Genomic DNA, 26,711 nt, shown 5'->3' with positions numbered 1-26,711 from the left:
CGATTTGATTTCTTGAACCTTTTTGCCCCCTCAGGTTATCTGGGCGGGCATTTCCGTTTGGGGCCGCAATGACCAACCAAATCGCTATCTGGCTTGGCCTTTTGATTCTTGGTGGAATTATTTTAGACTTAACCATGTTTGGGTCCGAGCATTTGGTCTTCCTCGGCAAGAAGCTTTTTGCCTTTTTGGACTGGCTCGCATTCTGGCGCTGATAGATGTTTTACTTGACATTTCTGCCCATCTGGATTTGTTAGCGCTAACTCGTCAACAGCCGATATTCGGACGGAGCAGAACATGACACTAAAGCTGGCAATCAACGGATTTGGACGGATCGGACGCGGAGTTCTTCGCGCAGTGATGGAGAACAACCGTACTGATCTGGAAGTCGTCGCAATCAACGACCTTGGCAAACCCGAAATGAACGCGCACCTGTTTGAGTTTGACAGCGTTCATGGCCGTTACCCTCATAAGGTTACGCTGACCGACGAAGGATTGGATGTTGGTGCCGGCCCGATCCGTCTGACCAGCGAACGCGACCCCGAAGCGCTTGATTGGTCGGATGTAGATGTCGTTCTGGAATGCACCGGCGTGTTTCGCACGCGCGAAGCTGCGGAACGCCACCTGAAAAACGGCGCGAAAAAGGTTTTGATCTCGGCACCTGCACGCGGAGATGCGGCGGTTAAAACGATTGTTTTTGGTGTGAACGATCACGAACTGACAGCCGAAGACACAGTCGTTTCAAATGCGTCCTGCACCACTAACTGCCTTTCACCTGTCGCAGCCGTTCTTGACGCGGGCCTTGGCATTGTACACGGCAACATGACAACCGTACACGCCTACACCGCCAGCCAGCCAGTTCATGACACAGTAGGCAAAGACCCTTATCTTTCCCGCGCTGCAGCCCTATCAATGATCCCAACCACCACCGGCGCCGCTGCTGCAGTTGGTCTGGTTCTGCCGCAACTGGTCGGTAAACTGACGGGTCAGGCCATTCGCGTGCCCACACCGAACGTGTCGGTTGTTGATCTGGTGGCAGAGGTTTCGCGCCCGACCACGGATGAGGAGGTGAATGCGCTGTTTGTTGAAGCGGCTGCAAAAATCCCCGGTGTTCTGGCCGCCGAAAATCGCCCGCTGGTGTCGATTGATTTCAACCACGATTCACACAGCTCGACCGTGTCGCTGGCTGAAACCAAAGTCACAGATGGCACGCTGGTGCGTGTGTTGGCCTGGTACGACAATGAGTGGGGGTTCGCGAACCGCATGCTGGACACAGCGGCCGCAATGGGTGCCCTAGCCTAATCTCTCTCGCAGGGCTTCATTAACCTGGGGCGTGACGAATTTCGACACGTCCCCGCCAAGACGAGCGATCTCTTTCACAAGCTTTGAGGCGATGGCCTGGTGCCGCGCCTCAGCCATCAAAAAGACAGTCTCGATCGAGTCATCCAGTGCGCGGTTCATGCCAACCATCTGAAATTCATACTCGAAATCTGCAACGGCCCGCAGCCCACGTACGATAATTTGGGCACCCACATCACGGGCGCAGTCGATCAGCAGGTTTTCAAACGGGTGGGCAATAATCTCGGTTCCGGTCTGCTGCGAAAGATACGCGCACTCTGCCTCGATCATGGCCACACGCTCCTCCAATGAGAACAATGGCCCTTTGTCGCGGTTAATGGCGACTCCAATAACCAGTTTGTCCACCAAGGCCGAGGCGCGGCGAATGATATCTATATGGCCCAGAGTAATCGGGTCAAAGGTTCCTGGGTACAGAGCAACCCGCATCGCACTCTCCTGCGTCCTGGAAATTACGCGTCAGCAAACACAACTTTGCTGACAGCGCAAGAGGTCGCAAAGAAACCGGGCCTGTTAGTGCCCCATAATCATGCCCTGAAGGGCGTCTTTTTCCATAGCCAGCTCGGTCAGTTGCGCTTTGACCACGTCACCAATAGTCACGATGCCAATCAGCTTTCCGTCTTCGACAATTGGCATGTGGCGAAAACGGCCTTCGGTCATGCGGGTCATGATATCCTGCACGCTTTCTTGTTGCGTCGCAGTCATCAACTCGCGCGTCATGTAAGATTCGACCGGTTGGTTCAGACACCCGCTGCCGCTGGCGGCCAATTCTCGCACGATATCTCTTTCGGACAGGATGCCGATGGCCGTTTTGCCTTCATCCTCTGACACGACAACTGTACCGATCCGTTTTTGGGCCAGAATCTTAGCGGCCTCAGAAACCGTCGCTGTCGGGGCAACCGTAACCACCCCGTCCGTCGCCTTGGATGTAAGAATAGCCTGAACAAGCATATAAAAACCTCCGGAAAATAACGTACTGTTTTCCAAAGCGTTGCCGGAATGGCCAACCCTGTCAAGCGTCGGCTTCGGCCTCAAGTCGCGCGATCTCTTCCCGGATGCCCTGCATCAACGCTCCGGCAAAGCGGTTCAACCTTTCGTTGCGCTGATCCCCCTGATGCCGGACAAGGTAGAAACTTCGCGTCAAACTCACTTGATCCGTCAGGATTTTCCGCAGTGTTGGATGGAACGGCAAGGTAAAGTCGTGCGCTACACAGACACCGGTACCCAGCGAAACTTGTCGCAGCTGAACCGAAACCGAATTTGATGCAAGGACGACACGGTCAATGCCTATGTCGCTGAGATAGTCCAGCTCTCGGTCAAAGATCATATCCGGGATGTACCCGATCAGGCGATGTCCTTTCAGGTCCTCGACTGACCGAACTGGATCGTGACGATCCAGGTAGTCTTGCGCCGCCACCAAATGCAGTCTGTAGTCGCTGATTTTCTTGATTAGTAGCTTGCCAGCGGTTGGTGCACTAACGGTTATAGCCATGTCAGCCTCTCGCCGGGAGAGGTTGATGATTCGAGGCAGGGCGAGGATTTGGATATCCAAATCCGGGTTGGCATCGCTGATTTTCGCACAAACTTGCGGTAGCAAGTAGTTGGCGCTACCGTCCGGGGCGCCGATCCGTATCTGACCACTGAGTGATTTGGCAGAACCTGCAACGGCCCCCGCCGCCGCGCGCATCGCTTCTTCCGCATGCAAGCCGTGATCCAGCAGACGTTCACCCGAGGCGGTCAACACGTATCCTTGTTGTGACTTCGTAAATAAAGTTGTGTCCAAAGATGCCTCAAGCCGGGCAATCCGCCGCCCGACCGTGGCCGGATCTATCTTTAGGATACGCCCTGCGGAAGACAGGCTTTCCTCGCGTGCGACGGCCAGAAAAATCCGCATGTCATCCCAGTTCGGGGTCATGGAGTTCCTTTTGCATTTTTGCAAAGCAATTTTGAAACATTGCCTCTGTTCGTGCGATTTATGCAAGCCTATTCTAGCCGTAAATTATCGGAGGAGTTTTCGATGCAAGACCTGACACATTTCCTGAATGGCGAATATGTCGCTGGCACCTCGGGCCGGTTCGACGACGTCTTCAACCCGGCCACGGGTGAAGTGCAGTATAAATGTCCGATGGCAAGCGCGGCTGAAACCACAGCAGCCATAGAACAGGCGGCGATCGCACAGCCGGCATGGGGCGCGACCAATCCGCAAAAACGCGCGCGCGTCATGATGGCGATGGTCAACCTGATGAACCGCGACATGGACAAGCTGGCCGAAGCGCTAAGCCGAGAGCATGGCAAAACCCTGCCAGATGCAAAAGGCGATTTGCAGCGTGGGTTGGAAGTGATCGAATACTGCATCGGTGCGCCTCAGATGCTGAAGGGAGAGTTCACTGACAGCGCGGGCCCCGGTATCGATATGTATTCGATGCGTCAGCCTTTGGGTGTCGTGGCTTCGATCATGCCGTTCAACTTTCCCGCCATGATGCCTTTGTGGCACGTGGGCCCGGCGCTGGCCTGTGGTAACGCTGTTGTTCTGAAACCGTCTGAACGTGATCCCTCGGTTCCGCTGATGTTGGCTGAATTATTCGTCGAAGCTGGCCTGCCAAAAGGTGTCTTCCAAGTCGTAAATGGCGACAAAGAGGCCGTGGACACCCTGCTGGACAGCGAGATCATTCAAGGCGTTTCCTTTGTCGGTTCAACGCCGATCGCGCAGTACATCTATTCCCGCGCAACGGCGAACGGTAAGCGCGCGCAGTGTTTCGGTGGCGCCAAGAACCACATGATTGTCATGCCGGATGCAGACATGGATCAGGCCGCTGACGCTCTGGTCGGTGCTGGGTTCGGTGCTGCGGGCGAACGTTGCATGGCCGTCTCCGTCGCTGTGCCCGTGGGTGAGGAAACAGCCGACGCGCTAATCGAAAAGCTGGTGCCGCGGATCGAAAAGCTGAAGGTTGCGCCGTACACCGCTGGCGATGACGTTGACATGGGTCCCGTTGTGACCAAAGCCGCAAAAGAGCGTATTCTCGGGCTGATCAACTCGGGCGTCGAGCAAGGTGCGAAACTGGTTGTCGATAACCGCGATTTCAGCTTGCAAGGGTATGAGGACGGCTTCTTTGTCGGCCCCCATTTGTTCGACCACGTGACACCGGAAATGGACATCTACAAACAGGAGATATTTGGGCCCGTCCTCAGCACCGTTCGCGCTGGATCGTATGAAGAAGCGCTGAAACTGGCCATGGACCACGAATACGGCAACGGCACCGCCATCTTTACGCGCGATGGTGACACTGCGCGCGATTTCGCCAGCCGGGTTAACATTGGCATGGTCGGTATCAACGTCCCGATCCCCGTGCCGCTGGCCTACCACACTTTCGGCGGCTGGAAAAAATCCATGTTTGGCGATCTGAATCAGCACGGACCGGATAGTTTCAAGTTCTACACGCGCACGAAAACGGTCACATCTCGGTGGCCCTCGGGCATCAAAGAAGGTGGCGAGTTCAACTTCAAAGCGATGGACTGATTCCGGCGCTTAGCACAAAAGATAAACCCGGCCTTAAAACGGTCGGGTTTATTTTTGTAAATCCGCCCCTAAACATGCGGATTCACAAAAATTTCAGACTGCGAACTCTGGAAAATCGAGTCGATAACTTATATTTTACCGAGTTATTAACACTTGAGCAGTTCCTGAACCGGAGGCTAATTTGTCAAACCATCGAATGACTCGCCGCTCTGCTTTGTTGGGCGCTGCATCTCTTGTTGCGACGCCCGCAATTGTGCGTGCGCAAAGCACCGATGCATTTCCGCAGAGTGAAGAAGCCATCAGCACGCAATTGCCTGTGCGCAGAAACGTATCCTCGTTCTCACACCAGAACTGGCAGGATCATTTCAACGAGATTGGCGTTGGTTGTTTGTTGGCTGATATCACAAGTCGCGCGGTGCATTACTGGGGTTCGGACGGGACGTACAAGCTGTATCCCAGTTCCGTACCGATGAGTGAGGAACTGACAAAGCGCGGCTACACCAAAGTTGTGCGCAAGACCGAATATCCAAGCTGGACCCCAACCGCGTCCATGCGCGAACGTGATCCGTCCCTGCCCGTCCGCATGGAAGGCGGCGATCCCGGAAACCCGCTGGGTACACGCGCGATGTATCTGGACTGGCCTGCTTATCTTGTGCATGGCACCCACGACACGCGCAAGATCGGCCGTCAAAGCTCTTCTGGCTGCATAGGCCTGTATAATCAGCATGTTGAGGAGTTGTATCCTCTGGTGCAGATCGGAACCCAGGTCAGATTGGTCTGACAGAAAAAGCCCCGGCCAATTGGACCGGGGCTTTTTTGTTTGCGCAGGAGTTACTCTGGCAGGATCACAGCGTCGACCACGTGGATCACACCGTTGCTGGCCTCGATGTCAGCCTGAACCACCTCGGCGTCATTGACCTTGACGCCGCGCTTTGCATTGACGCTCAGACGGTCGCCCTGCACAGTCAGGACCTGCGCACGCTTGCCCGCGATGTCGCTTGACATGACTTTGGCCGGGACGACGTGATATGTCAGGATTTCAACCAATTGATCCTTGTTCTCGGGCAAAAGCAACGTTTCTACAGTGCCCTCGGGCAGCGCGGCAAATGCTTCGTCCGTTGGGGCGAATACGGTAAACGGGCCATCCCCTTTCAGCGTATCAACCAGACCGGCAGCCTGAACAGCAGCGACCAAAGTGTTGAACGAACCTGCCGATACGGCGGTGTCCACGATATCAGCCTCTTGGGCCTGTGCAGGCAGTGCAAGGGCAAGTGCGGCGGCGGCGCCCATGAATGTGCGACGGAACATTGCTGTTGTCTCCTCTCAGCTTGTTACGGAAGGGAGTACGGGCATTTTGCCGCAGTGGATCACTATTTGATCAATTTTCCTTTACCTGAAACCAGAGACTCTGCGCGCGACCCTCGTTGAGGAACGGCAATGCCTTGACAGCATCGGGCCGGTCTTGTTGCAGATAATATCCCGGCCACAGCATTGAATAGAATTCGGATTGCAACAAGGCGTGCAGAACATACTGCTCGCCCCACCCTGGACAATCATAGAAGAAACGCTTGGGGTATTCGTAAGGCAGGAAAACATCGTGGACATGGATGACGACACCCGGTTTCAACGATGGAATGATGCGGCAGAAAAGATGCGCAACATCGTTGCTGATCCGAACCACGTGGCTGGAGTCAATGAACAGCACGTCGCCTGCCTCAAGTTGTTCGAATACGGCCGGATCGACGTCCTCTAGCCGTTTTTGTTCGAATTGATCGACGACATGGGCGATATCAGCCCGCGGATGAGGATCAATTGCAGTTATCTTGGTGTCTAGCGCACCGTCAATAATCGCCTGCCGGGTCACTCGGGTTGAGTTGCCACAGCCAACCTCGATCACCCGTTTGGGTTCAAACCGACGTATCATAAGATAAAGCGCGTCAGCATCCGGACTGTCGTAGTACCCGTTACCCGGACGATAGCCTGTCTGATTTCGCGCAGGGTCTTTGAGAGCCATCAACGCATCAGAGTGGCGTGTATACTCAGCAACGATCTGGCTGATATCAAACCCATTCATCCCCGGCGACAGGGCATAGGCCGGGCGAGTCAATCCGCCCGCTTTCTCAAAGGCCTCAAGCCTGGCGCGCTCTTCCCGCTCAACGGCCTTGTCAACCAGCTTAACCCCCAGTTCATCAAGGGCGTCGTTGATCTTTGGGAATTTTCTGGGTTTCACGGGCGGCTCCACTTTTCGGTACGCCTTTTCCTTACCGTTGCTTGACCGGGCTCTGCAAGAAGTGCGGCGCCAAACGCTTGGCAAAACAGAAATTTGCGTATTCACTGGTTGGAACGGAAAAAATCGAGGGCAGCCATGCAGCAGGAATTCACATTGGGTATCGAGGAAGAGTATCTGCTGGTCGATCGCGACAGCCTTGAACTCGCCGAAGCGCCTGAGGCCTTGATGGAAGCCTGTCAGTCAGATTTTGAAGGACAGGTCAGTCCCGAGTTTTTGCAGTGCCAGATCGAAGTCGGTACCCGACCCCATACTACTGTGGACTCAGCCCGCGAAGACTTGAAGCGCCTGCGGTTTTGCGTGGCCGAAAGGGCCGCTGAATTCAATCTTGCTCCAATTGCCGTGTCCTGCCATCCATTCGCAGACTGGAAGAAACAGCATCATACCCGGAAAGATCGCTACGACGCGCTTCATCATGCCCTTGGAGGCGTTGCACGGCGCATGTTGATCTGCGGCATGCATGTTCACGTCGGTGTCGAGGACCCTGCCCTGCGCGCTGACCTAATGCCTCAGCTCTCGTATTTTCTGCCGCATCTGTTGGCGCTGTCCACGTCTTCGCCGTATTGGAACGGAGAGGATTCGGGCCTGTCATCCTACCGCCTGACGGTATTCGACAACCTTCCGCGCACCGGGTTACCTCCGGTTCTGGCAAGTTGGGCGGATTATGAACGCACTACTGGTATTCTGGTCGATCTTGGCGTGATTGAGGACACTACCAAAATCTGGTGGGATCTGCGGCCGTCTCATCGTTTTCCAACGCTGGAAACGCGCATCATGGATGTACAGCCAAGGTTAGAAGACGCCCTGTCCCTGGCGGCAATGGTGCAGGCGCTGACACGTATGCTGTGCCGTTTGAAAGATCGCAACCTCCGCTGGAGGCACTATGATCGATTTCTTATCGGTGAAAATCGGTGGCGGGCGCAGCGCTATGGGGTTGGCGAAGGACTGATTGATTTTGGCGACCGTTCGATCAAGCCAATGCCCGAGTTGATGGGAGAATTAATGGGCTTGCTGGCCGAAGATGCCGAAGCCCTTGGTGCCATGACAGAATTGGCGCGGCTGCAGCAGATTGCGCAGAACGGAACCTCGGCAACCCGACAACGCCGCGCCTATGCCGAAGCCGCAGCGCGGGATGAAGACCCCGGAAAAGCCGTCGTAAAGCACCTGATAGACGAGTATCATCACGACCTTTAAGCCCCATTTGCCAATGATTGCCGGACCTGCAAAATTTCTGTAAGGATTGCGAAATAAACACTCGTTCAATTCATCCGGCAGCGTGGGAGGCAAGCCTTGGATTTTGCACTGACAGAAGAGCAAACCGCAATCTTCGACATGGCGTATGATTTCGGACAGGACAACATCGCCCCATTTGCTCGCCAGTGGGAGGCCGATGGAACCATCCCCAAGGAGCTTTGGCCGCAGATTGGCGAACTGGGTTTTGGTGCTCTTTATGTGTCCGAAGACAGTGGCGGTTCCGGCTTAAGCCGTCTTGATGCGACCCTTGTGTTCGAGGCTCTTTCGATGGCTTGCCCCTCGGTCGCGGCATTCCTGTCGATCCACAATATGTGCGCCAAGATGCTGGACAGCTTCGCCAGCGACGCGCTGAAATCTCGCATCATGCCGGACGTTCTGAGCCTTAATACAGTGCTCAGCTATTGCCTGACCGAGCCGGGTTCGGGCTCAGACGCTGCGGCGCTGAAAACCCGCGCGGACCGTACCAATGAAGGCTATACCCTGAACGGGACCAAGGCGTTCATCTCAGGTGGCGGGTATTCCGACGCCTATGTTTGCATGGTTCGCACCGGTCAGGACGGGCCAAAAGGTATCTCAACCGTATATGTCGAGGATGGCACACCCGGCCTTAGCTTTGGTGCACTGGAACAGAAGATGGGTTGGAAAAGCCAGCCCACGGCGCAGGTGCAATTCGATGACTGTCACATTCCATCCGGAAACCTGGTCGGCACCGAGGGCGACGGGTTCAAGTATGCGATGATGGGTCTGGACGGTGGGCGGCTGAACATCGCGTCGTGCTCGTTGGGTGCCGCGCAAGCTGGGCTGAACATGACGCTTCAATACATGTCTGAACGCAAAGCCTTTGGACAGTCCATCGACCAATTCCAAGCGCTTCAGTTCCGGCTGGCCGATATGGAGATTGAGCTTCAGGCCGCCCGTACATTTCTGCGACAGGCCGCGTGGAAGCTGGATCAGGGCGCACCAGACGCGACAAAGTTCTGCGCTATGGCCAAGAAATTCGTGACCGAGACAGGATCGAAAGTCGTCGATCAGTGTCTTCAGTTGCACGGCGGCTATGGGTATCTGGCTGATTACGGTATCGAAAAACTTGTCCGCGATCTGCGCGTCCATCAGATCCTTGAAGGTACAAATGAAATCATGCGGGTTATCGTAGCCCGACAAATGCTCGCTGACCGCTGAGGACACTATGCCCGATATCGAAATATGCACCACTGGTCGCGCAGGACGTATCACACTGACGCGTCCAAAGGCATTGAACGCGTTGACCTATGAAATGTGCATGGCGATCGACACGGCTCTGCGCAACTGGCGTGAAGACGACGGTGTGGATCTGGTGATTATGGACGCCGAAGGCGACAAGGCTTTTTGCGCTGGCGGAGATATTGCCGAGCTCTACGAAACGGGCATCAAGGGTGACTACGATTTTGGCCGAAAGTTCTGGCGTGACGAATACCGTCTGAACGCGATGATTTTTGAGTATCCCAAACCGGTGATCAGCTTCATTCAAGGCTTCACAATGGGTGGGGGTGTTGGCATAGGGTGTCACGGCAGCCACCGTGTCGTTGGCGAAAGCTCAAAAATCGCACTGCCAGAATGCTCGATCGGACTGGTTCCTGACGTGGGCAGCACACTGATGCTGGCACTCGCCCCCGGACGTTTGGGTGAATACCTGGGCACCACGGGCTATCGCATGGGACCAGGAGACGCCATTTTCGCAGGGTTTGCCGATCACTTCATCCCCATCGCAGAATGGTCTGACCTGATCGAAATGCTTGAGGCCTCAGGCAACGCGGAACTGATCAAAACACACGCCAAAACGCCGCCAAAAAGCGAACTTAAAGATCAACAGCCCGAAATTGACTCCTATTTTGCTGGGGAAAGCCTGGGTGATATCCTAAACACTCTGTCGCATTCAGAACAGGAAACTCCGGCTGAAATACTGAGGTTGATGGGACGCAATTCGCCGCTGTCCATGGCCTGCATCGTAGAGATGCTGCACCGGCTGCGCGGCCCAAGCCTGACACAGCGCAAAGCGTTAGAGCTTGAATACCGATTCACATACCGCGCCATGGAGCACGGAGATTTTCTGGAAGGCATTCGCGCCCAGATCATCGACAAGGACCGCAGCCCGCGTTGGCAGTATTCGGATCAGTCCGTGCCCGCAGTGGCGGTGTCAAAAATGCTCCAACCTTTGGGCCAGAATATGCTGACATTTGAGGAGACCTAAGAGATGAAGATCGGGTTTATCGGCCTGGGCAATATGGGCAATCCCATGGCCACCAACCTTGCCAAAGCCGGGCATGACGTGACCGGTTTCGACATGGCAGATGTCGCCGTTGAGGGTGTCACCCTGGTTGGATCAGGCGCCGAAGCTGCTGCCGACGCCGAGGTTGTTATCACCATGCTGCCAAACGGAAAAATCCTGCGCGCAGTCGCGGATGAGATCATCTCCGCGATGCAGCCCGGCGCGGTTTGGATTGATTGCTCGACAGTCGACGTCGATAGCGCCCGCGCAGTTGCGGATCAGGCTCAGAACGCTGGCGTCCTTGCGGTTGATGCACCGGTTTCGGGTGGAATAGGCGGTGCGGCCGCGGGTACGCTGACCTTTATGGCCGGTGGCAGCGAAGAGGCTTTTGCCAAAGCCGCCCCCTTGTTCGACATAATGGGCCAAAAGGCCGTTCATTGCGGCGAGTCCGGGGCCGGCCAGGCCGCTAAAATATGCAACAACATGATTCTGGGCGTCACCATGATCGCCACGTGCGAGGCTTTTGCCCTTGCTGACAAGTTAGGGTTAGACCGGCAGAAGATGTTCGACGTGGTCAGTACCTCTTCAGGCTATAGCTGGACAATGAACGCCTATTGCCCTGCCCCGGGCGTTGGCCCTCAAAGCCCTGCGGACAACGACTACAAGCCCGGATTTGCCGCCGAACTGATGCTGAAGGACCTGCGACTAAGCCAGCAGGCCGCTGAAAGCTCGGACGCCGATACGCCGATGGGACAGGTCGCGACTGCGCTGTATGAGCAATTTGTGGAATCTGAGGGCGGTGCAGGCGAGGACTTTTCTGCAATGTTGCCACGGTTTGAAAAGCGCAGACGAGGTTAGACAACCTGCGTGAGCGGCCTCTTGCCCACGGGGTTGACCACACAGGAATCTACAGCCATCTATCTTAGTCACGACGCTCTAGCAAAGGAAAGTTTGATGTCGCGTGTGCTAACGATTTCCACGGCAATTCTGGCGCTTGCGCTCGGCTCTGGCATTGCCGCGGCTGGCAACGGCAAAGGTAAAGCGGGGCATTGCCCTCCTGGGCTGGCAAAGAAAGCTGTTCCGTGTGTACCGCCTGGTCAGGTGAAAAACCTGTATCGTACAGGGGACTACATCAACCGCGACTATCGCTGGATCAATGATCCGTACCGATATGGTCTGAACCGTGGTAGCTACATCCGTGCCGGCGATTACGTCTATCGCGTCGACCCCGACACACGCAAAGTTCTGAACTTGATCGGCGCGGTGGCTGACATCCTCAACTGAGGATTATTCTCCTATTCGGCAGCAACCCGCGCGCCCTCAAGCATCTGTTTCAGATATCGTCCCGTGTGGCTGCGATCCACTCGCGCGACCTTTTCGGGCGTCCCGGTAGCCACGATCTCACCACCGCCATCACCACCCTCGGGCCCGATATCAATGATGTGGTCCGCCGTTTTCACAACGTCCAGGTTATGCTCGATCACGACAACCGTATTGCCCTGATCGACCAACTCGTGAAGCACCTCTAACAACTTACGCACATCCTCGAAATGCAGCCCGGTTGTCGGTTCGTCCAAGATATACAAGGTCCGTCCGGTTGAGCGTTTCGAAAGCTCTTTGGATAGCTTCACCCGCTGCGCTTCACCGCCTGACAAGGTCGTCGCTTGCTGACCAACTTTGATATAACCCAGACCGACCCTTGCAAGCGCGTCCATCTTGTCCCGGATCGAAGGTACGGCCTTAAAGAACTCCTGCGCGTCTTCTACCGTCATATCAAGCACATCCGCTATGGACTTGCCCTTAAACTTGATTTCAAGCGTTTCGCGGTTGTACCGCGCGCCTTTGCAGGTTTCGCAGGTGACATAAACGTCAGGCAGGAAGTGCATCTCGATTTTAATGACGCCGTCGCCCTGGCACGCCTCACACCGTCCACCTTTGACGTTGAAACTAAAGCGGCCCGGCTTGTAACCGCGCGTTTTAGCTTCGGGCAAACCGGCAAACCAGTCACGGATTGGCGTGAAAGCTCCGGTGTAAGTCGCTGGATTTGATCGCGGAGTTCGGCCGATAGGACGCTGGTCGATATCAATGACCTTGTCCAGATGTTCCAGACCTTTGATCGTTTCACAAGGAGCCGGAGTTTGCCGCGCCCCGTTCAAGCGCATCGACGCTGTTTTGAACAAAGTTTCGATCGTCAGCGTCGATTTTCCACCGCCAGACACACCAGTCACGCAGACAAACTTACCCAGAGGGAAATCGGCAGTGACGTTTTTTAGGTTGTTCCCTGTCGCCTTAACGACCGAGACTTTTTTCCCATTCCCCTTGCGCCGCCCAGTCGGAATCGGAATTTCACGCGTACCGGCCAGATATTGACCAGTCAATGAGGCGGCATCAGATGATATGTCGGCAGGTGTACCCTTGCTGACCACCTGACCGCCATGTACGCCGGCGCCGGGACCAATATCAAAAACGTAATCAGCCTCGCGGATAGCTTCCTCATCATGCTCTACCACGATCACGGTGTTGCCCTGATCGCGGAGGTTTTTCAGAGTGCCAAGCAGGCGGTCATTATCGCGTTGGTGCAACCCAATTGAAGGCTCGTCCAGCACGTACAAAACGCCGGTTAGGCCCGACCCGATCTGACTTGCCAAGCGGATGCGCTGGCTTTCCCCACCGGACAACGTACCACTTGAACGTGAAAGTGTAAGATATTCCAACCCCACATTATTCAGAAAGCCGAGCCTTTCGCGGATTTCTTTCAGGATGGCCCGTGCGATTTCGTTCTTTTGAACGCTTAGGTGGTTCGGCGCACCTTCGACCCAGGCCAAGGCCTCTCTGATCGACATTTGAACCACCTGCCCCACGTGAAGCCCGGCTATCTTTACGGCCAGCGCCTCAGGCCGAAGCCGGTAGCCGTGGCAGGTACCGCAAGGGCGATTGTTTTGATAGCGCTCGAATTCCTCACGAATCCAGGCGCTGTCCGTCTCGCGGTAACGGCGCTCCATGTTAGGAATGACGCCCTCAAAGTTGCGCGTGACCTGATAGACCCGGCCACCTTCATCATAGCGAAACTGGATCTCTTCATCGCCAGAGCCACGCAGGAATACCTGCTGTACCTTCTCGGGCAAGTCTTTCCACGGGGTGTTTTTGTCAAATTCGTAGTGCCGAGCGATAGCTTCGATCGTTTGCAGGAAATACGGCGACTTTCCCTTGCGCCAAGGTGCCAATGCCCCATCGTAGAGCTTCAACGTTTGGTCAGGGACCACAAGCCGTTCGTCAAAAAACAGCTCGACCCCCAACCCGTCGCAGTCCGGGCACGCACCAAAGGGGGCGTTAAACGAAAACAGGCGGGGTTCAATCTCGGGGATCGTGAAGCCGCTGACAGGGCAGGCGAAGTTCTCGCTGAACGTGATACGCTCTGGGTCGCCTTCACGTGGTGCAGTCTCCAGAACCGCAATGCCATCCGCAAGGTCCAGAGCGGTGCGCAGGCTGTCGGCCAGCCGCGTCTCCATCCCGTCGCGAACGACAAGCCTGTCGACCACAACATCAATATCGTGGCGGAATTTCTTGTCTAACGTTGGCGGTTCGTCAAGTTCGTAGAACTCACCATCCACCTTCACGCGCTGGAAACCCTGCTTGCGCAGTTCTATGAATTCCTTTTTGTATTCGCCCTTCCGGTCGCGCACGATGGGCGCCAAAAGATAGCCACGCGTGCCCTCCTCCATCGCCATGATCCGATCGACCATGTCTTGCACCTGCTGTGCCTCGATCGGCAAACCGGTCGCTGGGCTGTAGGGCGTGCCGGCACGTGCGAACAAAAGACGTAAATAGTCGTAAATCTCGGTTACTGTCCCAACCGTCGAACGCGGGTTTTTCGAGGTTGTTTTCTGCTCAATCGAAATCGCCGGGGACAAGCCGCTGATATGATCCACATCCGGCTTTTCCATCATATCAAGAAACTGGCGCGCATAGGCCGACAAGCTTTCGACATAGCGACGCTGGCCTTCCGCGTAGATCGTATCGAATGCCAGTGACGATTTACCCGAGCCAGACAGCCCGGTGATCACCACCAACTGATCGCGCGGAATATCCACGTCGATGCCTTTGAGGTTGTGTTCACGCGCGCCGCGCACTTCGATATTCTTCAGCTCAGCCATTTTGGCCCCCAACACACAAGTGTCTTAGAGATAGGCGAGCAGCACCGAGTCTCCAACAGAAAAGTTAGAACAAAGTGTGAACGAACGAATTATTGCCGACATCTCCTGACAACGTGATCCATATCCGATCAGGTTCCCCGCAGGAGGGGTTAATATCTGACCATATCTGAAGAACGTGGCGCGGTTGACGGGGCTCGAACCCGCGACCCCCGGCGTGACAGGCCGGTACTCTAACCAACTGAGCTACAACCGCGCATTAGGGTCTATGTCTGATCCATTGGCCCGGATCAAAGGCTGGCAGCGATGGCGCGGTTGACGGGGCTCGAACCCGCGACCCCCGGCGTGACAGGCCGGTACTCTAACCAACTGAGCTACAACCGCCCGCTGCCCGTTCGTTGCTGAACGTTGGGGTGTATTATGGCTACGCTTGCACATCGTCAAGCGGCGTTTTGAAGTTTTTTTGAAGAACACAAAAAATGTTTCCCAACTTGGACACTGACTTCTTGGAAACTTGTTGTTGCCTGAACGGCTGCGCAGCCACCCGCAGGGTTTGGAGCCTCCAGTGCCTTGGCTCAGAAAACTCTGAGTGCGCGTTGCCCCGGTGCGCCAAATCGAACCAACTTGGACCTTCCCGCGGTACAGAAACTCCAAACAACGTCCATTCCCGGTTCGCAGGCTAGACCGCAAGCGATGGTGGCTTAACGTGCAAAACCTTTAAAGTATTGATTGGCCAGATTGCGTGAGCATGAGACGAAACCATTCCTCGCAGCCAAAGATATCGTGCAATTTTACTTGCACCAGAAAGCTTCGCCGTGGAACAATCTGAACAAAAAAAGAGCTGTGGTTTCCGAATTTGTTACGAGACCCGAAGCGTGAACAAGCAACGCTGCCCCTTCGCTGTGTTTTAACGGATGGAATTGAAAGAATGTCAGTTGTTAACGAGCTTTATCCGGGTGCCAATTTTACCGGTTACGAGTACCTGGACGGAATAATATGGGGAACCTCGTGGAACATCGGAACAAATGTGGGGGGGCCAGCCGGCACTATCACCTATTCTTTTGCGGATTCTTCAGTTCAGGGTTTCGCAGATTTTTTTGAGTATGAGAAACAAGCCTTCCGCGAAGCAGTCGCGGTCATTGAAACGTTCATCCCAATTGACTTTGTCGAGGTTGGTTTCCTTGCTCCTCAAGGGACACCCTATTACGAGAACATCTCGTGGGGTTTGGTGACCACCGATGACCTTGGTGGCGCGGCGGGCTTTCACCAGATTCCGGGCGACACGCCCCCGTATCAAGAGGACTTTGGTATCGACACCCTGTTCGGGTTGTTCGCATATGACTCACCTTTCTTTAGTCGGGAAGCGCTCGCCAAAGGCGGTGAAGGGTTCGCAATCATCCTGCACGAAATCTTGCACGGCCTTGGCCTGGCACACCCGCATGACGCAGGCGGAAGTTCAACGATATACGATGGTGTAACCCAACCCTTCAATGACTACGGAACGGATGGTCAAAACCAGGCCGTGTACACAATCATGTCGTATAATTCAGGCTATCCGCAGAAAGTCCCCCTGCCCTCGTTCAAGTTCGGCGGCGTGGCGTCACCCATGGCGCTGGACATCGCGGCGCTTCAGGCGATTTACGGAACTGCTGAGAACAATACCGGCGATAATGTGTATTCTCTGAAAGGTTCCAATGCGCCTGGTACTTACTGGAAAGCAATCTGGGATACAGGTGGAACAGATGCAATTTCGGCCAGCGGCTTGTCGAAAAGCGTTCTGATCAGCTTGAAGGCAGCTGATCTGGAAGGCCATGATGCCGGGGGATCGCCTTCGTATGCCTTTGGTGTCAGCGGTGGTTTCACGATCGCCAACGGGGTTGTCATCGAAAACGCCATCGGAGGAAACGCCGGTGACTTCCTGTACGGCAATGATGTTGCGAATTTGATGATTGGCAATTCGGGCGATGACACGGTTGCTGGCGGCGACGGAAACGACACCATAAAAGGCGGTCAGGGAAACGACTATCTGATTGGTGGTCAAGGCGATGACACGATTACGGGCGGTGCTGGATGGGACAATTTCGTCGTCAAAGACAGTGATGGCAACGACACCATAACAGGCGGCGAAGATATTGATACGCTCTCGTTCAACGGTTCTGTCGGCGCAACCGTCGACCTATCTGTCACGACGGCTCAGAACACCGGCTACGGCATTGATACAATCAATTTGGTCGAAAATGTCACTGGTACTGCTCAAGACGATCAACTCTCAGGCGATGATCAGGCAAATACCCTTATCGGAAGCGACGGATACGACACACTTGTTGGTCGCAAAGGCGCGGATCTGCTGAAGGGAGGCGCTGGTAAGGATACCGTTACGGGCGAAAACGGCTGGGATACCCTAAGGGGCGGTAAAGGCGCTGACACCATTGACGGCGGAAACGGCAATGACACAATCTTCGGCGGCATGGGGATCGACCTGATCACTGGTGGCGCTGACGTGGATACGATGACCGGTGGCGCTGGCACGGACACCTTCGTTTTCAACGACATCACTGACAGTGGCGAAAGGGGGGCCTTGGCCGACAAGATCACGGACTTCACTCAGGGCGAGGACAAAATCAATCTAAGCGCAATCGACGCCAGCAGTGTTCTTGGTGGCAATGAAGCCTTTATTTTTAATGGAGAAACTCCGATCAGCTCATCGGATGAAGGCGAAATCTACTACGTAAAGCAGGATTATGCCAACAACGACTTGGATCAAACGCTGGTCTATGTCGATACTGATGGCGACAGTGACGCGGAAATGGTTATCAAACTGGCGGGTCTGCATGACCTGACCGAAAACGATTTCATTCTTTAGAACCAGACCCGTATACGAGAGGCAGCAGTTTCGCACTGCTCGTTGTCTGGTTTGAGCCACTTGAAGAATTGGGCTCTTGGCGCTCTTGCAAGCCCTCCAAACTCTATGTATTACGCGTCCTTACGGGTGATTAGCTCAGTGGTAGAGCGCTTCGTTCACATCGAAGATGTCAGGAGTTCAAATCTCTTATCACCCACCATTTTTCCGGTATTCGCTTTCTGGACGCACCAACATTTCGGTGAGGCCACACTGCCTAACTTCTCTGCGATTTGCAGATAGTTGAACGATCACTTCCGCATTTGGTCGGTTGATACGAAGTTTGTTCTGCAAACACGCTATCGAACACGTTACGTTTCCGACCGCCAAGTGTTGTCACGGAAAGAGCTCAAAAGCACAGAAACGAAACAGATCGCGAGCTTTCGGGAACAAAAAAGGCGGGGATGAACCCGCCTTTTCTTTGTGTCAATGTGCTGTCTGAGACGGCCCTGACTTCTCCGCCGATTTGGCCGCAGCCGCGGCAGCCTCTTCTGCCGCCTCGTCCCATTCGACAGGCTCTGGCACGCTCACCAAGGCGTGCTTGAGAACCTCGGAAACATGTGTGACAGGGATAATTTCCAGCCCTTCCTTAACGTTGTCCGGTATCTCGGCCAGGTCCTTTTCGTTTTCCTCTGGTATCAGCACTGTTTTGATACCACCACGAAGGGCCGCCAGCAGTTTCTCTTTCAATCCGCCAATCGGCATCGCATTGCCACGCAGAGATACCTCTCCGGTCATGGCAATGTCTTTCCGCACCGGAATGCCAGTCAGCACGGATACAATCGAGGTTACCATCGCCAACCCGGCAGAGGGACCATCCTTGGGCGTTGCTCCATCCGGCACGTGGACATGGATGTCCAAAGAATCGAATTTCGGTGGCTTCACTCCAATCTGGGGCGAGATCGACCGAACATAAGACGACGCCGCGTCAATGGACTCCTTCATAACATCGCCCAGCTTACCGGTGGTCTTCATCCGCCCTTTGCCGGGCAGCTTCAGCGCTTCGATATGCAGCAGGTCGCCGCCCACCGAGGTGTAGGCCAGGCCGGTTACAACGCCAACCTGATCATCCTGCTCGGCCAAGCCGTAGCGGTACTTTGGAACGCCAAGAAATTCATCAAGATTTTCGGGAGTCACTGTTATGGACTCGGCCTCTTTCTTGATGATCTTGGTCAGCGATTTACGGGCCACCTTGGCGATCTCGCGCTCAAGGTTTCGTACACCTGCTTCGCGGGTATAAGTGCGAATGATCTTCTGCAACGCCTCGTCTGTCAGTTCAAATTCCTTGGCCTTCAGACCATGGTTTTTAACCTGCTTGCCGATCAGGTGCTGTTTTGCGATCTCACTTTTTTCCTCTTCGGTGTAACCGGCCAGCGGAATGATCTCCATCCGGTCCAGCAGTGGCCCGGGCATGTTGTAGCTGTTGGAAGTGGTCAGGAACATCACGTTGGAAAGGTCATATTCGACCTCAAGGTAGTGATCCATAAACGTGTTGTTCTGTTCCGGGTCCAACACCTCAAGCATTGCCGAGGCAGGGTCGCCGCGGAAATCCTGGCCCATCTTGTCAATCTCATCGAGCAGGATAAGCGGGTTCGTGGTTTTTGCCTTTTTCAACGACTGGATGATCTTGCCGGGCATCGAGCCGATATAGGTCCGGCGGTGGCCCCGAATCTCGGATTCATCACGTACGCCGCCGAGCGAGATACGAATAAACTCGCGTCCCGTGGCCTTTGCCACCGACTTACCCAAGCTTGTTTTACCCACACCCGGCGGGCCTACAAGGCACAAGATCGGGCCTTTCAACTTCTTCGAACGTTGCTGGACAGCCAAATATTCAACGATCCGTTCTTTGACCTTTTCAAGGCCATAGTGATCGGCATCCAGAATATCCTGCGCGCGGCCAAGATCTTTTTTAACGCGGGATTTATTGCCCCACGGCAGCGACAGGATCCAGTCCAGATAGTTGCGCACAACCGTCGCCTCAGCGGACATCGGGCTCATGTTGCGCAGCTTTTTCAGCTCACCTTCTGCCTTTTCGCGCGCCTCTTTCGACAGCTTGGTTTCAGCGATCTTGGCTTCCAGCTCGGCCACTTCGTTCGAGCCGTCCTCGCCATCGCCCAGCTCTTTCTGAATGGCCTTCATTTGCTCATTCAGGTAGTATTCGCGCTGCGTTTTCTCCATTTGGGACTTAACGCGCGTTTTGATCTTTTTCTCGACTTGCAGAACCGACATTTCGCCCTGCATCAGGCCATAGACCTTTTCAAGCCGCTCGCTAACGCTGAGGGTTTCCAGAAGTTCCTGCTTTTGCTCGACCTCAATACCCAAGTGGCCCGAAACGAGATCAGCCAATTTCGCCGGTTCCGTCGTTTCCCCGACAGCGGAAAGGGCCTCCTCAGGGATGTTCTTGCGCACTTTGGCATAGCGCTCGAACTCATCGGCGACTGTGCGCAGCAACGCTTCGGTCGTGGTTACATCGCCTGGAATTTCAGTCAGATACTCTGCACGGGCTTCGAAGAACTCGTCGTTTTCCAAAAACTCGGTGATCTGAACGCGCGCTTGTCCTTCAACAAGGACCTTCACGGTACCATCGGGCAATTTCAGCAGTTGCAGGACGTTCGCCAAAACCCCGGCGCGGAAAATGCCGTCGGTCGTCGGGTCATCGTCGCCCGGATCAATTTGGCTGGACAGCAAAATTTGCTTGTCGTCCTGCATCACTTCTTCCAGCGCGCGGACGGATTTTTCCCGACCCACGAACAGCGGCACGATCATATGCGGGAAAACCACGATATCGCGCAGCGGAAGTACGGGGTACGAAGAGTTAAGGGGCTCTTGCATGCTCAATCCTTATCGTTGGCAAGATGGCTCTGATCCCTTCTGAGGCAACCTTTGGCCATCTCCTGTCTTGGACGATAAACTTGGGGCCGCGATGCCCTTTTTCAACCTTACCGCCAATTGTCAGGAGTCAGAATGACCCGAGCTTTTCCGGACTGCAAGGCATCCGGTGCATATATCCACCGAATTTAACAAAATGGGTCAACTGCTCGCGGCAGAAAATGTCGTGACAAGCTCGGTTTGCTTGTTCGCGTCCATATTCGACGTTTCGAAAAGGAATTCATCTGATTTGGCGGGTTCATCTTGCGTGTAAACCCGCAGGCAGTTGGATGGCTTAAAGGAAAACCAAGGCCGAAACGAATATACCGTCACAGCGGCTCAATATCGCCCTGCGCTCTCTGCGCATGGAACTCTGCTTGCCATGCCTCAAAGGTTCCAGCGGCAATTGCGTCGCGCATGCCCTGCATGATTTCTTGGAAATAGTGCAGGTTGTGCCAAGTTAGCAGCATTCCTGAGATCATCTCATTCGAACGGAACACGTGGTGCAAGTAGGCGCGCGAGTAATTCGAGCATGCCGGACACGAGCAGTTTTCGTCCAACGGTCGCGGATCGTCCGCATGGCGAGCGTTCTTGATATTTACCACACCGTGTCGAGTGAATGCTTGCCCAGTGCGGCCTGAGCGCGACGGCAGAACACAATCCATCATGTCGATCCCGCGCGCGACCGCGCCGACGATGTCGTCCGGTTTGCCAACACCCATGAGGTATCTCGGCTTATCAACCGGAAGGAAATTTGGTGCGTAATCGAGGCAACCAAACATGGCATCCTGCCCCTCGCCCACAGCCAGACCACCTACGGCGTAACCCTCAAAACCGATCTTCCTAAGCGCCTCGGCACTTTCTTCGCGTAGGTCTTGCTCTAGCCCGCCCTGCATAATGCCAAACAGTGCGTGGCCCGGACGATCCCCGAACGCTTCACGCGACCGCTCGGCCCATCGCATCGACAGACGCATCGACTCCGCAATTCGTTCCCGGTCAGCGGGTAAGGCAGGACATTCATCGAAGCACATCACGATGTCCGAACCCAACAGCCGCTGAATCTCCATCGATCGTTCGGGTGTCAGTTCGTGTTTTGACCCGTCGATATGTGATTTGAACGTCACGCCTTTTTCAGTGAGCTTTCGCAACCCGGCCAGCGACATGACCTGAAACCCGCCTGAGTCTGTCAAAATGGGACGTTCCCAGTTCATGAATTTATGCAGCCCACCCAGCCGGTCGATCCGCTCGGCCGTTGGTCGCAACATCAGATGATAAGTGTTGCCTAGCAATATATCTGCGCCCGTTGCGCGAACGCTTTCGGGCATCATCGCTTTGACCGTCCCCGCAGTGCCGACGGGCATGAAAGCCGGTGTGCGTACTTCGCCGCGTGGCGTGTTGATAACGCCCGTTCTGGCTTTGCCGTCGGTGGCTTTCAGGTCAAAGGAAAAGCGCATAGTCATCTGGATGCCTCGGGGTCACTGAGCCCGGCAGCATTTGCCTGATCTGCCGGGTTATTGCAACCCAACGGTCCTGGCGGTGCGGCATTCGATTTACCTGAGCCTTATCTCTGCCGCTATTGTATTTCAAACCATTTGAACCCGCGCACAAAACAGGATGCAAAGCAGTCACAATCGTTAACTTCCGCCGTGTATCTACCGCGTCAATGACTTGTATTTACCCCCGTTTCCCTCATACCGAAGTTGAATTTGTACGACTCAACTCATAAATGTATACAACAGTACACAAGAAAGAGGGCAGATATGACCGAAGACCAGATTGTTGGATTGTTGACGTCAAACATCATTTACTTGCTGGCCGCGGTCCTGATCGTCATTGTCATCTTCAAAGGTGTGAAGATTGTTCCACAGTCTGAAAAATTCGTGGTCGAGCGGTTCGGGCGCCTGCACTCGGTGCTTGGCCCCGGCATCAACTTTATTGTTCCTTTTCTAGATGTTGCACGTCATCAGATATCTATTCTGGAACGTCAGCTTCCAAACGCGACGCAGGACGCAATCACTAAGGACAACGTTCTGGTTCAGATCGATACATCCGTGTTTTACCGCATTCTCGAACCGGAAAAGACAGTGTATCGTATCCGTGATGTGGATGGTGCCATCGCAACAACGGTCGCCGGCATCGTGCGGGCGGAGATCGGTAAAATGGATCTGGACGAGGTCCAGTCGAACCGGTCGCAGTTGATTGCCCGCATTCAGGAAAGCGTTGAAACAGCGGTCGACGATTGGGGTATTGAAGTCACCCGGGCCGAGATTCTGGACGTCAATCTGGATCAAGCTACGCGCGATGCGATGCTGCAACAACTTAACGCCGAACGCGCCCGCCGTGCACAGGTGACCGAAGCGGAAGGCCAAAAACGTGCTGTCGAATTGCAGGCTGATGCCGAGCTGTATGCGGCCGAACAGTCGGCCAAGGCACGCCGCATACAGGCGGACGCCGAAGCTTATGCAACAGGAGTTGTTGCTAAGGCCATTCAGGACAATGGCATGGAGGCCGCGCAATATCAGGTTGCGCTGAAACAGGTCGAGGCGCTGAATGCATTGGGGAATGGTAGCGGTTCGCAAACGATCGTAGTTCCCGCCAACGCGCTAGAGGCCTTTGGTGACGCATTCAAGATGCTGAAAGGAGGTAAATAATGGCTGATCTCTTCTGGATGACCTGGTGGATCTGGCTAGCCGGGGCGCTGTTGCTCGCCATACTCGAGATCGCCCTGCCCGGCTTTATCTTTCTAGGCTTTGCAATTGGTGCTGCTTTGACTGGTTTGCTGCTTCTCATACCTGGCATTTCACCGTCACTGCCCGTTTTGTTGATGATTTTTGCGGCGCTGTCGTTGGTCGTCTGGTTGCTCTTGCGGCGCGTATACGCCCTGCCCCGTGGTCAGGTGAAAACTTTTCGGCATGACATAAACGACTAATCGCATCTGATGCTGTTCGATAGCGGTATTGCACCACTGGACGCTGCCAAAATCCTTTACTATATAACTCAGGAAACAGATCCGAGGCACGAATGACTCACCCGAGTGAACAATTGGAAGGCACGCCGCTGATCGCGCCCTCTAGCGTTGAGCACCCCCTGTACGATTCAGTGGTAGAAGCCTGCCGTTCGGTTTTCGACCCTGAAATCCCGGTGAACATTTATGATTTGGGTCTGATCTATACTATCGACATCACCTCGGAAAACGCGGTGAAAGTCATCATGACATTGACGGCACCTGGCTGTCCGGTTGCAGGCGAAATGCCAGGTTGGATCGTAGAAGCGATTGAGCCCGTCGCGGGCGTCAAAGAGGTTGACGTTGAACTAACGTGGGAGCCGCCCTGGGGAATGGACATGATGTCTGATGAGGCGCGTCTGGAGCTGGGCTTTATGTAGCTTCAGTGCGCCAATCGGTTCCAGCATCAGTTGGGATTTCGAACAAAATTCAATACTAATAAAGTTCGATTAAAGTTTAAATACAGTGTATTGCGTGCCGCAATTGATCTTTATTTCAGACGCACGTCCATCCAGAGCCTTAACATAGTCGTCTGATAGCATTGACAAACGCTTTTGTTCAGTTTCAGTCACCAAACCCAAAAGCACACCCGCTGGCGTGATTACGACCACATTTTCAACCTGCTGATCCTCGGTATGCTTTTTTCACCTGCTATCACTTGCAGTCAGTGTAACAACTTTCAAAAATAATGACACGTTATTGTTTATAAACGTAATTTTTGATTATGCTCATATCTGAGCACCGACCCATTTCGTAAGATTTATTGTGCATTCAGCGAAGGTCAGCACGGTAAAAAACGCAACAGCTTTCCCGGAAGCACAGCAAAAGAGAACAGAGCACCCCAGCTATGCCTTGAGCCTTCGCGGCGTCGATACTAGATTAAAGGCAACGCGCGACAACGGAGATCGAAATGTTCGGCATTCCCGGCAAACAGGCCGTAACCATTACGCCCAAGGCGGCAGAGCAGATTGCCCGGCTGATGAAGTCAGGCAACCATGCGGGCTTGCGTATTGGTGTCAAGAAAGGCGGCTGTGCTGGCATGGAATACACCATGGACTACGTTGACGAACCCGACCCCAATGACGAGGTTGTCGAGCAGGATGGAGCCAAAATCATCATTGCACCAATGGCGCAGATGTTCCTGTTCGGGACTGAAATCGACTATGAGGTCTCGCTGCTAGAATCGGGCTTCAAGTTCCGCAACCCGAATGTTGTCGACGCCTGTGGCTGTGGCGAGTCGATCAAGTTCGATGAAGGGCTCTCCTCCCAACTTTAAGACACCTGCAGATGCAGGTACGTTTCTTTGAAACGGTGTGTAAGGTGTTCGCCTGCCAAAATTCTTTCACCCGATCCGGGCGGTGCCACATTGGTGTCGTAGGACGGGTTAAAGAATAGCGGCACGGATAGCCGCTCCTCAGCCCCGCCAACCACCCGGTGCAAGGTGGCTTTGACTTGGCCACCCGTCCAGAACTCTAACATTTCACCGAAGTTTACGACGAATACCCCAGGTTCGGCTTCAACCGCTTCCCATCTGCCGTCGGGCATCTGAACCTCTAGACCTGCGGTTCCATCCGTGGCCAACAAAGTGAGGCAACCATAATCCGTATGCGCGCCGATGCCGAAATCGCGCGCTCCGGCCCAAATCGGACGTTTCGGATAGTAGTTTCCCCGCAGCAAAGCCATGGGTGGCTCGAAAGCGTTGTCAAAACTGTCAGCCTCGCGCCTTAGTGCCACGGCGATTGCCCGTAACACTCGCATGGCCACTACGCTGGCGTCCTTGAAATAGGTCTGTATCGTCTCTTTGAACCCGGGCGGCGATTGCGGCCAAAGGTTGGGGGCATAAACGCTCAGATCGGAATAAGGACTACCCGCAGGCAGTTCAAACCCACAGTCGAACACTTCCTTATAGTCCGGATTGGCGTCCGGATCGACCTGTTCGGACTGCGGCGCGCCCCAACCACGGTTGGACCCGGTTACCGACATATCGACCTTCTGCTTTTCCACTTTTGGCAGATGGAAAAAATCACTGTAGGCCGTAAGAACTTGGCGTACGCGATCACCATCCAATCCAGTATTCGAGACCGTCAGGAAACCTACCTCAGCCACGGCGTGCAGTAGCTTTTGTAACTCGTCAGGATCGCGCTGATCCAATTTCCTCAGATCAAGGTTGTTGATCATTTTTTCCAGCCAAACTTTCGCGCGGATACTGCCGATTTGGCACTCACTGTGCAACCACAATTGTCAGGCGTTACTGGCGGTGCTATCCGGTTCCACGACATACGAAATTCACGGAGATCGGGATATGAGGCGCAAGCTTGCGGCTGGAAACTGGAAGATGAATGGCACCTCAGCGGCGCTGAGTGAGCTAGAGGCTTTGGCCCGGAATTTCCCCTCCTCAGATATCGACATATTGATCTGCCCGCCGGCCACACTGCTGCATCGCGCCGCAGGTATTGTTCGGGAAACGAGCGTTTCAGTTGGCGGGCAGGATTGCCACGCAGCGGCTTCGGGCGCACATACCGGAGATATCAGCGCTGACATGCTGGTCGACGCGGGGGCAAGCGCAGTCATCGTGGGCCACTCTGAGAGGCGAGAGGATCACGGTGAACAAAATGAAACCGTTCGGGCCAAGGCCAGCGCGGCTATGGGTGCAGGGATAAAGGCGATTGTCTGCGTCGGCGAAAGCCTAGAGCAACGTGAGACCTCCAAGACACTGGATGTTATCGCTGATCAAATTGAAGGATCGATACCGGACCAATCAACAGGTGATAACCTAGTAGTCGCGTATGAACCAATCTGGGCAATCGGCACAGGCAAAGTTCCATCACTGAGCGACATCCAAGAAGTTCACGATTTCATTCGCACCTTGCTGGACCAACGTTTCGGCAAAGAAACCGCCGAATCTGTGCCTCTGCTTTATGGCGGATCAGTCAAACCTGACAACGCCTCGGATATTTTTGGCGTACCGAATGTGGACGGTGCGTTGGTCGGTGGGGCCAGCCTGAAAGCTTCGGACTTTTCGGACATCGTCAAAGCTCTGGAAGCAGCCTGATTTTTTTGTTCCGGACACCACGCAGGAAAACAAGGCTTTTGCTTGATTGATCCCAGTCGTCGCAGTGACGGCTGGGTT

General features: G+C 54.6%; 24 protein-coding genes and 3 tRNA genes. 16 read left to right on the top strand and 11 right to left on the bottom strand.

Annotated elements, in window-relative coordinates; translation table 11 throughout:
- Positions 1-68 precede the first annotated feature (68 nt).
- Positions 69-212: a glyceraldehyde-3-phosphate dehydrogenase gene (locus tag LCM21_RS00620; protein ID WP_068331052.1), complete on the top strand. Its 144-nt coding sequence runs from the start codon at positions 69-71 to the stop codon at positions 210-212.
- Positions 213-294: 82 nt separating this feature from the next.
- Positions 295-1,299: a type I glyceraldehyde-3-phosphate dehydrogenase gene (gene gap / locus LCM21_RS00615; RefSeq protein ID WP_068331050.1), complete on the top strand. Its 1,005-nt coding sequence runs from the start codon at positions 295-297 to the stop codon at positions 1,297-1,299.
- Here the strand turns inward: gap and coaD are convergent.
- From coaD to LCM21_RS00600, 3 genes are all read right to left on the bottom strand, one after another.
- Positions 1,291-1,782, bottom strand: a complete 492-nt coding sequence (gene coaD / locus LCM21_RS00610) for a pantetheine-phosphate adenylyltransferase (protein ID WP_224888875.1) — start codon at positions 1,780-1,782, stop codon at positions 1,291-1,293. The genes gap and coaD overlap by 9 nt on opposite strands.
- A gap of 84 nt (positions 1,783-1,866) precedes the next feature.
- Positions 1,867-2,304: a CBS domain-containing protein gene (locus LCM21_RS00605; RefSeq protein WP_068331046.1), complete on the bottom strand. Its 438-nt coding sequence runs from the start codon at positions 2,302-2,304 to the stop codon at positions 1,867-1,869.
- Positions 2,305-2,365: 61 nt separating this feature from the next.
- Positions 2,366-3,268: a LysR family transcriptional regulator gene (locus tag LCM21_RS00600; RefSeq protein ID WP_224888874.1), complete on the bottom strand. Its 903-nt coding sequence runs from the start codon at positions 3,266-3,268 to the stop codon at positions 2,366-2,368.
- Between the two features lie 102 nt (positions 3,269-3,370).
- Between LCM21_RS00600 and LCM21_RS00595 the strand changes: the two genes are divergently transcribed.
- Together LCM21_RS00595 and LCM21_RS00590 are read left to right on the top strand one after the other, a co-directional pair.
- Positions 3,371-4,870, top strand: coding sequence for a CoA-acylating methylmalonate-semialdehyde dehydrogenase (locus tag LCM21_RS00595; RefSeq protein WP_224888873.1), 1,500 nt, complete (start codon positions 3,371-3,373; stop codon positions 4,868-4,870).
- Between the two features lie 196 nt (positions 4,871-5,066).
- Positions 5,067-5,651, top strand: a complete 585-nt coding sequence (locus LCM21_RS00590) for a L,D-transpeptidase (RefSeq protein WP_224889701.1) — start codon at positions 5,067-5,069, stop codon at positions 5,649-5,651.
- Between the two features lie 50 nt (positions 5,652-5,701).
- Here LCM21_RS00590 and LCM21_RS00585 read toward each other — a convergent pair whose 3' ends face one another.
- Entirely contained in the window at positions 5,702-6,178 is a 477-nt protein-coding gene (locus tag LCM21_RS00585) for a fasciclin domain-containing protein (RefSeq protein WP_224888872.1), read from the bottom strand.
- A gap of 70 nt (positions 6,179-6,248) precedes the next feature.
- Positions 6,249-7,100 (bottom strand): class I SAM-dependent methyltransferase, encoded by an 852-nt coding sequence (locus tag LCM21_RS00580; protein ID WP_224888871.1) that lies wholly within the window; start codon positions 7,098-7,100, stop codon positions 6,249-6,251.
- A 135-nt stretch (positions 7,101-7,235) separates the two neighbouring features.
- Between LCM21_RS00580 and LCM21_RS00575 the strand changes: the two genes are divergently transcribed.
- From LCM21_RS00575 to LCM21_RS00555, 5 genes are all read left to right on the top strand, one after another.
- The gene (locus tag LCM21_RS00575; protein WP_224888870.1) at positions 7,236-8,351 is read left to right on the top strand and encodes a carboxylate-amine ligase; all 1,116 of its coding nucleotides are present in this window, start codon (positions 7,236-7,238) and stop codon (positions 8,349-8,351) included.
- Between the two features lie 96 nt (positions 8,352-8,447).
- Complete coding sequence (locus LCM21_RS00570) at positions 8,448-9,590, top strand: acyl-CoA dehydrogenase family protein (protein WP_068331035.1); 1,143 nt, start codon at positions 8,448-8,450, stop codon at positions 9,588-9,590.
- 7 nt (positions 9,591-9,597) lie between these two features.
- Positions 9,598-10,638, top strand: a complete 1,041-nt coding sequence (locus LCM21_RS00565) for an enoyl-CoA hydratase/isomerase family protein (RefSeq protein WP_224888869.1) — start codon at positions 9,598-9,600, stop codon at positions 10,636-10,638.
- Positions 10,639-10,641: 3 nt separating this feature from the next.
- Positions 10,642-11,514, top strand: a complete 873-nt coding sequence (gene mmsB / locus LCM21_RS00560; protein ID WP_224888868.1) for a 3-hydroxyisobutyrate dehydrogenase — start codon at positions 10,642-10,644, stop codon at positions 11,512-11,514.
- Between the two features lie 96 nt (positions 11,515-11,610).
- The gene (locus LCM21_RS00555) at positions 11,611-11,940 is read left to right on the top strand and encodes a hypothetical protein (protein WP_224888867.1); all 330 of its coding nucleotides are present in this window, start codon (positions 11,611-11,613) and stop codon (positions 11,938-11,940) included.
- A gap of 11 nt (positions 11,941-11,951) precedes the next feature.
- Here the strand turns inward: LCM21_RS00555 and uvrA are convergent, their stop codons facing one another.
- From uvrA to LCM21_RS00540, 3 genes are all read right to left on the bottom strand, one after another.
- Complete coding sequence (gene uvrA / locus LCM21_RS00550; protein WP_224888866.1) at positions 11,952-14,810, bottom strand: excinuclease ABC subunit UvrA; 2,859 nt, start codon at positions 14,808-14,810, stop codon at positions 11,952-11,954.
- A 176-nt stretch (positions 14,811-14,986) separates the two neighbouring features.
- Positions 14,987-15,063, bottom strand: a tRNA-Asp gene (locus LCM21_RS00545).
- A 51-nt stretch (positions 15,064-15,114) separates the two neighbouring features.
- Positions 15,115-15,191, bottom strand: a tRNA-Asp gene (locus LCM21_RS00540).
- 544 nt (positions 15,192-15,735) lie between these two features.
- On the opposite strand from LCM21_RS00540, the gene LCM21_RS00535 reads away from it, so the two are divergent.
- Positions 15,736-17,670 (top strand): M10 family metallopeptidase C-terminal domain-containing protein, encoded by a 1,935-nt coding sequence (locus LCM21_RS00535; RefSeq protein WP_224888865.1) that lies wholly within the window; start codon positions 15,736-15,738, stop codon positions 17,668-17,670.
- 124 nt (positions 17,671-17,794) lie between these two features.
- Positions 17,795-17,869: transfer RNA gene (locus LCM21_RS00530), tRNA-Val, on the top strand.
- Between the two features lie 263 nt (positions 17,870-18,132).
- On the opposite strand, the gene lon is transcribed toward LCM21_RS00530, so the two are convergent.
- Both lon and tgt read right to left on the bottom strand, forming a co-directional pair.
- A complete protein-coding gene (gene lon, locus LCM21_RS00525) occupies positions 18,133-20,541 on the bottom strand; it encodes an endopeptidase La (RefSeq protein ID WP_224888864.1) in 2,409 nt (802 codons plus the stop codon).
- A 365-nt stretch (positions 20,542-20,906) separates the two neighbouring features.
- On the bottom strand, positions 20,907-22,037 hold the full coding sequence (tgt, locus tag LCM21_RS00520; protein WP_224888863.1) for a tRNA guanosine(34) transglycosylase Tgt: 1,131 nt from the start codon (positions 22,035-22,037) through the stop codon (positions 20,907-20,909).
- A gap of 300 nt (positions 22,038-22,337) precedes the next feature.
- Here tgt and LCM21_RS00515 point away from each other — a divergent pair, with 300 nt between their 5' ends.
- The 4 genes from LCM21_RS00515 to LCM21_RS00500 all read left to right on the top strand — a co-directional run bounded on the left by LCM21_RS00515 (position 22,338) and on the right by LCM21_RS00500 (position 24,857).
- Positions 22,338-23,228 (top strand): SPFH domain-containing protein, encoded by an 891-nt coding sequence (locus tag LCM21_RS00515; protein ID WP_224888862.1) that lies wholly within the window; start codon positions 22,338-22,340, stop codon positions 23,226-23,228.
- Entirely contained in the window at positions 23,228-23,506 is a 279-nt protein-coding gene (locus LCM21_RS00510; protein WP_224888861.1) for a hypothetical protein, read from the top strand. Before LCM21_RS00515 ends, LCM21_RS00510 begins: the two co-directional genes overlap by 1 nt.
- A gap of 92 nt (positions 23,507-23,598) precedes the next feature.
- The gene (locus LCM21_RS00505; RefSeq protein WP_068335235.1) at positions 23,599-23,961 is read left to right on the top strand and encodes an SUF system Fe-S cluster assembly protein; all 363 of its coding nucleotides are present in this window, start codon (positions 23,599-23,601) and stop codon (positions 23,959-23,961) included.
- Positions 23,962-24,491: 530 nt separating this feature from the next.
- Positions 24,492-24,857 (top strand): HesB/IscA family protein, encoded by a 366-nt coding sequence (locus LCM21_RS00500; RefSeq protein ID WP_068335233.1) that lies wholly within the window; start codon positions 24,492-24,494, stop codon positions 24,855-24,857.
- On the opposite strand, the gene LCM21_RS00495 is transcribed toward LCM21_RS00500, so the two are convergent.
- Positions 24,854-25,759 carry an isopenicillin N synthase family dioxygenase gene (locus tag LCM21_RS00495; RefSeq protein WP_224888860.1) on the bottom strand — a complete coding sequence of 302 codons (906 nt, stop codon included), beginning with the start codon at positions 25,757-25,759 and terminating at the stop codon, positions 24,854-24,856. The genes LCM21_RS00500 and LCM21_RS00495 overlap by 4 nt on opposite strands.
- A gap of 124 nt (positions 25,760-25,883) precedes the next feature.
- On the opposite strand from LCM21_RS00495, the gene tpiA reads away from it, so the two are divergent.
- A complete protein-coding gene (gene tpiA / locus LCM21_RS00490; protein WP_224888859.1) occupies positions 25,884-26,633 on the top strand; it encodes a triose-phosphate isomerase in 750 nt (249 codons plus the stop codon).
- The last annotated feature ends 78 nt before the right edge of the window (positions 26,634-26,711 follow it).

It is taken from the genome of Ruegeria profundi, assembly GCF_020171505.1.
GTDB classification, from domain to species: Bacteria; Pseudomonadota; Alphaproteobacteria; order Rhodobacterales; family Rhodobacteraceae; genus Ruegeria; species Ruegeria profundi.
This window is presented reverse-complemented; position numbering and strand designations above follow the sequence as displayed.

Excerpts from the sequence above, each read along its gene's own strand:
- LCM21_RS00620 (WP_068331052.1), top strand. The coding sequence starts at position 69 with ATGACCAACCAAATCGCTATCTGGCTTGGCCTTTTGATTCTTGGTGGA.
- gap (WP_068331050.1), top strand. The coding sequence starts at position 295 with ATGACACTAAAGCTGGCAATCAACGGATTTGGACGGATCGGACGCGGA.
- coaD (WP_224888875.1), bottom strand. The coding sequence starts at position 1,782 with ATGCGGGTTGCTCTGTACCCAGGAACCTTTGACCCGATTACTCTGGGC.
- LCM21_RS00605 (WP_068331046.1), bottom strand. The coding sequence starts at position 2,304 with ATGCTTGTTCAGGCTATTCTTACATCCAAGGCGACGGACGGGGTGGTT.
- LCM21_RS00600 (WP_224888874.1), bottom strand. The coding sequence starts at position 3,268 with ATGACCCCGAACTGGGATGACATGCGGATTTTTCTGGCCGTCGCACGC.
- LCM21_RS00595 (WP_224888873.1), top strand. The coding sequence starts at position 3,371 with ATGCAAGACCTGACACATTTCCTGAATGGCGAATATGTCGCTGGCACC.
- LCM21_RS00590 (WP_224889701.1), top strand. The coding sequence starts at position 5,067 with ATGACTCGCCGCTCTGCTTTGTTGGGCGCTGCATCTCTTGTTGCGACG.
- LCM21_RS00585 (WP_224888872.1), bottom strand. The coding sequence starts at position 6,178 with ATGTTCCGTCGCACATTCATGGGCGCCGCCGCCGCACTTGCCCTTGCA.
- LCM21_RS00575 (WP_224888870.1), top strand. The coding sequence starts at position 7,236 with ATGCAGCAGGAATTCACATTGGGTATCGAGGAAGAGTATCTGCTGGTC.
- LCM21_RS00565 (WP_224888869.1), top strand. The coding sequence starts at position 9,598 with ATGCCCGATATCGAAATATGCACCACTGGTCGCGCAGGACGTATCACA.
- mmsB (WP_224888868.1), top strand. The coding sequence starts at position 10,642 with ATGAAGATCGGGTTTATCGGCCTGGGCAATATGGGCAATCCCATGGCC.
- LCM21_RS00555 (WP_224888867.1), top strand. The coding sequence starts at position 11,611 with ATGTCGCGTGTGCTAACGATTTCCACGGCAATTCTGGCGCTTGCGCTC.
- uvrA (WP_224888866.1), bottom strand. The coding sequence starts at position 14,810 with ATGGCTGAGCTGAAGAATATCGAAGTGCGCGGCGCGCGTGAACACAAC.
- LCM21_RS00535 (WP_224888865.1), top strand. The coding sequence starts at position 15,736 with ATGTCAGTTGTTAACGAGCTTTATCCGGGTGCCAATTTTACCGGTTAC.
- lon (WP_224888864.1), bottom strand. The coding sequence starts at position 20,541 with ATGCAAGAGCCCCTTAACTCTTCGTACCCCGTACTTCCGCTGCGCGAT.
- tgt (WP_224888863.1), bottom strand. The coding sequence starts at position 22,037 with ATGACTATGCGCTTTTCCTTTGACCTGAAAGCCACCGACGGCAAAGCC.
- LCM21_RS00515 (WP_224888862.1), top strand. The coding sequence starts at position 22,338 with ATGACCGAAGACCAGATTGTTGGATTGTTGACGTCAAACATCATTTAC.
- LCM21_RS00510 (WP_224888861.1), top strand. The coding sequence starts at position 23,228 with ATGGCTGATCTCTTCTGGATGACCTGGTGGATCTGGCTAGCCGGGGCG.
- LCM21_RS00505 (WP_068335235.1), top strand. The coding sequence starts at position 23,599 with ATGACTCACCCGAGTGAACAATTGGAAGGCACGCCGCTGATCGCGCCC.
- LCM21_RS00500 (WP_068335233.1), top strand. The coding sequence starts at position 24,492 with ATGTTCGGCATTCCCGGCAAACAGGCCGTAACCATTACGCCCAAGGCG.
- LCM21_RS00495 (WP_224888860.1), bottom strand. The coding sequence starts at position 25,759 with ATGATCAACAACCTTGATCTGAGGAAATTGGATCAGCGCGATCCTGAC.
- tpiA (WP_224888859.1), top strand. The coding sequence starts at position 25,884 with ATGAGGCGCAAGCTTGCGGCTGGAAACTGGAAGATGAATGGCACCTCA.